We start from the raw sequence: 6,508 nt of genomic DNA on the forward strand, positions 1-6,508 counted from the left end.
GCCGTAACGCGGACCGCGATCTGGACGCGGTCTGCGCGCTGTTCGCCGCCGCCGCCAGGGCCGAGGAACGTGCCGGCGGGCGCGGCGCGCTCAACTTCCTGGAGGAACTGGACGCCCAGGACATCGCCGGCGACACCATCGCCCCCCGCGCGCTGCGCCCCGACGCGGTGCGGCTGATGACCGCGCACCGGGCCAAGGGCCTGCAGTGGCGGCTGGTGGTCGTCGCCGGGGTGCAGGAGGGGCTCTGGCCCGATCTGCGGCGGCGCGGCTCCCTGCTGGAGCCCGACCGGATCGGCCGCGACGGGCTGGCCGAACCGCTCACCCCCGGCGCGATGCTGGCCGAGGAGCGCCGGCTGTTCTACGTGGCGGCCACCCGCGCGGCCGACCGTCTGGTCGTCACCGCGGTGAAGGCGGCGGCCGAGGACGGCGACCAGCCCTCCCGCTTCCTGACCGAACTCGGCGTCGAGCCGAAGGACACCACCGCCCGCCCGCGCCGCCCGCTGTCGGTGTCCGCCCTGGTCGCCGAGTTGCGCGCCACCACCGTCGACCCCGACGCGACCCCCGCGCTGCGCGAGGCCGCCGCGGAACGGCTGGCCGCCCTGGCCGCCCTGCGCGACGAGGACGGGGTCCCCCTCGTCCCCGCCGCCCATCCGCACCGCTGGTGGGGGCTGTACGAGCCGACCCGCAGCGAGGTGCCGCTGAGGGACAGGGACCGGCCGGTCGCCCTCTCCGGCAGCGCGCTGCACCAACTGGCCACCGCCTGCTCGCTCCAGTGGTTCCTGGGGCGCGAGGTGAGGGCGGAGCCGCCCGCGACCGCGGCCCAGGGCTTCGGCAACGTTGTGCACGTCCTGGCCGACGAGGTCGCCTCCGGCGGCACCCCCGCCGATCTGTCCGTCCTGCTGGAGCGGCTGGACTCGGTGTGGGACTCGCTCGCCTTCGACGCGCCCTGGAAGTCGCGGCAGGAGAGGGAGAACGCCCGCGCCGCCCTGGAGCGCTTCCTGCGCTGGCATGTGATCGAGCGCGACCTCGGACGCGAGACGGCCGCCACCGAGCACGACTTCGACGTGACGCTGGAGGCGGGCGGCCACCGGGTCCGCGTCCGAGGCTCCATGGACCGGGTCGAGCGCGGACCGGACGGCCGGGCGTACGTCGTCGACTTCAAGACGGGCAGGAGCAAGTCGACCGCGGCCGAGGTCGAGCGCCACCCCCAACTGGCCGTCTACCAGCTCGCGGTGCGCGAGGGCGCCCTCGACGGAGTCGAGGGTTTCGAGGGGAGGCCGGAGCCGGGCGGCGCGGAACTGGTCCAGCTCAGGATCGGCGCGCCGAAGAAGGAGGGCGGTGACGAACTCCCGGCCGTGCAGCGGCAGCCTCCCCTGTCCTCCCACGACGGGGACGGGGAGTGGGTGGGCGAGCTGCTGGCCGACGCCGCCGGGCGCGTACTGGACGAGCGGTTCACGCCCTCTCCCGGACGGCACTGCGACACCTGCTCGTTCAAGGGGGCGTGCAGTGCCCGCCCCGAGGGGCGCCACATCGTGCAGTGAGCGCGGGCCGGGTGTGACGGACTTCACCGGCCGCGGGGAGGACATCGAGGTGCGCGAGGACTTTGGCCGACACGACTCGGTGTGAGGGCGGTTGACGCCCCGTCGGAACGGGGGCGCCGCACGGCCGGCGGCTCCTGCCCGCCGCCGCCGTGCCGCGGCTGTCGGCGCGGCACGCTAGCGTCTTGCGGGTGCCCGCACAGCTCACCGACCCCGACGACCTCCGGCGACTCCTCGGCATCCCCTTCACCGCCGAGCAGATGGAGTGCGTCACGGCTCCGCCCGCGCCCCAGGTGATCGTGGCCGGAGCCGGCTCGGGCAAGACGACGGTGATGGCCGCCCGGGTGGTCTGGCTGGTGGGCACCGGACAGGTCGCGCCCGAGCGCGTGCTGGGCCTGACCTTCACCAACAAGGCGGCCGGCGAGCTGGCCGAGCGCGTGCGCGGGGCACTGAACAGGGCCGGTGTGCTCGACCCCGACCCCGCCGGGGCCGAACAGCCGCCCGGCGAGCCGCGGATCTCCACGTACCACGCCTTCGCCGGGCAGCTGCTGGGCGACCACGGGCTGCGGCTGGGTATCGAGCCGTCCGCCCGGCTGCTGGCCGACGCCACCCGCTACCAGCTCGCCGCCTCGGTGCTGCGCACCGCGCCCGGCCCCCTCACGGCGCTGACCAAGTCCGTCAGCGAGCTGGTGCGCGACCTTCTCGCCCTCGACGGCGAACTGTCCGAGCACCTGGTGGATCCGGAGCGGCTGCGCGCGTACGACCGGGAGCTGCTCGGTCTGCTGGAGAGCGGCGCGGTGAAGCTCACCAACGCCGCCCTGCGGAAGGTGCCCGAGACCGTGCGGGGCCGCCTGGAACTGCTGGGGCTCGTCGAGGAGTACCGCAGGCGCAAACGGGAGCGTGAACTCCTCGACTTCGGTGACCAGATGGCACTGTCGGCGTCCCTGGCGCGCGATGTGCCCGAGGTCGGGCGGATCCTGCGCGAGGAGTACGCGGTGGTGCTGCTGGACGAGTACCAGGACACCTCCGTGGCCCAACGCGTCATGCTGTCCGGGCTGTTCGGAGCGGGGGCGTCCCCACCGGGGGCGGCGGAAGGCGCCGGCCACGCCGTCACCGCCGTCGGCGATCCCTGCCAGGCCATCTACGGCTGGCGCGGCGCGTCCGTGGCCAATCTCGACGACTTCCCCGAGCACTTCCCCCTCGCCGACGGCGCCCCCGCCCGCCGCCACGCCCTGAGCGAGAACCGCCGCAGCGGCGGACGCCTGCTGGAGCTGGCCAACACCCTGGCCGCGCCGCTGCGCGCCCGTCACGCGGGAGTGGAGGCGCTGCGCCCCGCGCCCGGTGCCGAGCACGACGGCCTGGTGCGCTGCGCGCTGCTGCGCACCCACGCCGAGGAGATCACGTGGCTGGCCGACTCCGTCGCCCACCTGGTGAACACCGGCACCGAACCCGGCCGGGTCGCCGTGCTGTGCCGCACCGCCGGCGACTTCGCGCGGATCCAGGGCGCGCTGGTGGAGCGCGGGGTGCCGGTCGAGGTCGTCGGCCTGTCGGGACTGCTGCACCTGCCGGAGATCGCCGATCTGGTCGCCATGTGCGAGGTCCTCCAGGACCCGACCGCCAACGCCTCCCTGGTGCGTCTGCTCACCGGTCCGCGCTGGCGCATCGGCCCGCGCGACCTCGCGCTGCTGGGCCGCCGCGCCCGGCTGCTGGTGCCCGGCGGGCCGCGTACGGGCGGCGGGGAGGCCGGTGCCGAGGCGCGGCTGGCGGCGGCCGTGGAGGGCACCGACCCGGCCGAGGTGGTCTCCCTCGCCGACGCCCTCGACACCTTCCTGGGCACCGGCGGTCACGACGACCCGCTGCCGTTCTCGGCCGAGGCACGGGTGCGCTTCGCCCGGCTGGCCAAGGAGATACGCGATCTGCGGGCCTCACTCGCCGACCCGCTGATGGACGTGCTGCACCGGGTGCTGTCCGTCACCGGCCTGGAGGTCGAACTCTCCGCGTCCCCGCACGCGCTGGCCGCCCGCCGCCGGGAGACCCTCGGCACCTTCCTGGACGTCGCAGCCGGATTCGCCTCGCTGGACGGGCAGTCCACCCTGCTGGCCTTCCTGGGCTTCCTGCGCGCCGCGGCAGAGTACGAGAAGGGGCTGGACAGCTCGCTGCCCGGCGAGGAGAACACCGTCAAGGTCCTCACCGCGCACAAGTCCAAGGGCCTGGAGTGGGACGTGGTCGCCGTCCCGGGGCTGGTCGCCGGGAACTTCCCCAGCGGGCAGGCCCGCGAGTCCTGGCTCTCCCAGCCGAAGGTGCTGCCGCCCGCGCTGCGCGGCGACACGGCGACCCTGCCGAAGCTGTCCGGCTGGACGGCCAAGGACCGCAAGGCCTACGAAGAGGCGGTCAGGGACCACCAGCGCACCGAGGAACTGCGGCTGGGTTACGTCGCCTTCACCCGCCCCCGCTCCCTGCTGCTGGGCTCGGGCCACTGGTGGGGCCCCAGCCAGAAGAAGCCGCGCGGCCCCTCCTCCTTCCTGGAGGCGCTGCGCGCGCACTGCGAGGCCGACCCGCGGCACGGCGAGGTCGAGCACTGGGCGGAGGAGCCCGCCGAGGGCGAGGAGAACCCGGCACTGGAGGAGCCGGCCGAGGAGCGCGCCTGGCCCCTGCCGCTGGACGCGGAGGCCTGGGCACGCCGCCGTACCGCCGCCGGGCGCGTCATGGCCCACCTGGACGGGCGGACGGGCCGGCGGGCGGGCGGGCGCGTACTGCCCCGGCCCCGTACGGCCCGTGAGCCGGCCCCGGAACCGGTGGAGGAGTCCGCGGACGAGCCGGCCGGGGGGCCCGCCCCGGCCCCGGAGCCCGCGGCCGGGGACGCGGGGAAGGTCGCCTCCTGGGACCGCGACATGGAGGCGCTCACCGCCGAGCTGCGGAGGGCCCGGTCGGGCGTGCGGGAGGTGCCGCTGCCCCCGGCTCTCTCCGCGACCCAGCTCGTACGCCTGGCCGCCGACCCCGGGGGCTTCGCACGGGACCTGGCCCGGCCCATGCCGCGGCCGCCCCGGCCCGCCGCCGCCCGCCGGGGCGCCCGCTTCCACGCCTGGGTGGAGTCCCGCTTCGAGGAGCTGGAGCTGCCGCTGCACGATCCCGAGGAACTGCCGGGCGGCGGGGACGGGGCCGACGCGTACCCCGGCGGCGACGACGCGGGGATCGACGACGAGAAGGACCTCGCCGCGCTCAAGGAGGCGTTCGGCCGCACCCCCTACGCGCACCGCGCCCCGTACCGTGTCGAGGAGCCCTTCCGGCTGGTGCTCGCGGGCCGGGTGATCCGGGGCCGGATCGACGCGGTGTACCGCGACGGGGAGGGCCGCTTCGAGATCATCGACTGGAAGACCGGGCGGTCGGGCAGGGCCGATCCGCTCCAGCTCGCCGTCTACCGCCTCGCCTGGGCCGAGCGGCACGGACTGCCGCCCGAGGCCGTACGCGCCGCCTTCCTCCACGTGCGCAGCGGGGAGCTGGTCCGCCCGGCCCCGCTGCCGGGCCGGGCCGGCCTGGAACGGCTGCTGCTGCACGGCGCGGGAAGTGCGGAAGTCACGGAAGACGCGGACGGTGTGGGCACCCGGGATGTTCCGGACGTCCCGGGCGTGCGGGACGGTCCCGGCGCCCGGCGGGACGCCGCGGCCGATTCAGGGCCGGGCGGGGCGGCCGGATAGGCTCAGGGCATGAGCACCACCCCGGCCGCTCGTGGACACCGTCGTCCGCGCGCGCACCGCAGGCCGGCCCGCCGTCCCCGCGGACGGTCGGCGCCCCCGCCTCCCCCGGCACGGGGAGCGGACGGGACGGCCGTGTGCGGGCGCCGCCGCGGACGGAGGGGGACGGGTCTTCCACCGCACCCGGACTGCACGGGATGGTCCGGCGGCCGTCGTACGCACCCGAACCACCGCTCACGCAGCAGGGGAAGTTGGTAGCAGCCGTGATCACCTGGCCCGACCACACCACCGACCGTCCTCCGGTCACGCTCACCGCCACCGGCGGCATAGACAGGGCCTCCCACCACCGGCTCGACGAGGCCTGGCTCGGCGCGGCCTGGAGCCACCCGACGACCCGCTGCTTCGTGGTGTCCGGCGGGCAGGTGCTGATCGAGGACACCGGGGACGGCCGCGCCGAGCTGGTGACCATGCCGTCCTTCGACGCCCCGCTGACCGAGGCGCACCGCTACTTCCTCGGCATCGGCGAGGACGGTGTGCGCTACTTCGCCCTGCAGAAGGACGCGCTGCCGGGCCGGATGGACGACGCGGCCCGCCCGGCCGGGCTGCGGGAGGCGGGCACGCTGCTGTCCGAGCGCGACGCCCAGCTGATGGTGCACGCCGTGGCCCTGGAGAACTGGCAGCGCATGCACCGCTTCTGCTCGCGCTGCGGGGAGCGTACGGTCATCGCAGCGGCCGGCCACATCCGCCGCTGTCCGGCCTGCGGCGGCGAGCACTACCCGCGCACCGACCCCGCCGTGATCATGCTGGTGACGGATCCGGAGGGCCGCGCGCTGCTGGGCCGCCAGGTGCACTGGCCCAGGGGCCGCTTCTCCACGCTCGCGGGCTTCGTGGAGCCGGGCGAGTCCATCGAGCAGGCGGTCGTCCGCGAGGCGGGGGAGGAGGCGGGCGTCACGATCGGCAGGGTCGAGTACGTCGCCAGCCAGCCGTGGCCCTTTCCGTCCAGTCTGATGCTGGGCTTCGTGGCGCACGCCACCTCCACCGAGATCCGGGTGGACGGCGAGGAGATCGAGGAGGCCCGCTGGTTCTCCCGGGAGGAACTGCGCGCCGCGTTCGCCTCCGGCGAGGTGCTGCCGCCGTCGGGCATCTCGATCGCGGCCCGGCTGATCGAGCTGTGGTACGGGCAGCCGCTGCCGGATCCGCTGTGACGGGCCGCCCGGCGGTGCCGGGCGCAGGATGCCGGGCACGCCACCTGTCGTCGGCCGCGGCCCGGTCCCGGGC

At 75.8% G+C, this 6,508-nt stretch carries 3 protein-coding genes; all 3 read left to right on the forward strand.

Annotated elements, in window-relative coordinates; translation table 11 throughout:
* On the forward strand, nucleotides 1-1,541 hold a 1,541-nt coding region (locus tag AC2CJA_RS22320; RefSeq protein ID WP_484604464.1), incomplete at its 5' end, for a RecB family exonuclease.
* Between the two features lie 188 nt (nucleotides 1,542-1,729).
* Complete coding sequence (locus AC2CJA_RS22325) at nucleotides 1,730-5,233, forward strand: ATP-dependent DNA helicase (RefSeq protein WP_484604466.1); 3,504 nt, start codon at nucleotides 1,730-1,732, stop codon at nucleotides 5,231-5,233.
* Nucleotides 5,234-5,493: 260 nt separating this feature from the next.
* Nucleotides 5,494-6,435 (forward strand): NAD(+) diphosphatase, encoded by a 942-nt coding sequence (gene nudC / locus AC2CJA_RS22330; protein ID WP_484604465.1) that lies wholly within the window; start codon nucleotides 5,494-5,496, stop codon nucleotides 6,433-6,435.
* Nucleotides 6,436-6,508: the final 73 nt, after the last annotated feature.

It is taken from the genome of Streptomyces sp. ATLC9 (assembly GCF_057196705.1).